The organism is Streptomyces sp. P5F9, from assembly GCF_057961495.1.
This window is the reverse complement of the sequence record NZ_JBXVPZ010000152.1, coordinates 20164-20475: the sequence shown is the minus strand read 5'-3', so window position 1 is coordinate 20475 and position 312 is coordinate 20164. Positions and strand designations below refer to the sequence as shown.

The following is a 312-nucleotide window of genomic DNA, read 5'->3' as shown; positions in this document are numbered from 1 at the left end:
CGCCTCCTCCGCCCCGGAGTCCCCCCGCCCCGTGGCCGGCGCCGTGCCGCGTCTGTGCAGGCAGACGATCTCCCGTACCGCCTCCACCAGCGCGTGGAGATCGTCCTCGTCGTTGTAGACGTGGACGGATGCCCGGACCACCTTGGTCAGTCCCCGGTGGTCCATGTCCCAGCGGCCGTGGCCCGCCGGAACGGCGATCAAGTGGACGCGACGGTAGGCGAGTTGGCGTTGTACTTCGGAGGCGTCCAGACCGTCGACGACGAACGTGACGATGGCGCCGCCCGCAGCGGGCGGGTCGGTGACGTGGACGCC

General features: G+C 71.5%; 1 protein-coding gene. It reads right to left on the bottom strand.

The window, feature by feature from the left end; translation table 11 throughout:
* On the bottom strand, positions 1-312 hold a 312-nt coding region (locus AC31A1_RS23920), incomplete at both ends, for an aminotransferase class V-fold PLP-dependent enzyme (RefSeq protein WP_489655280.1).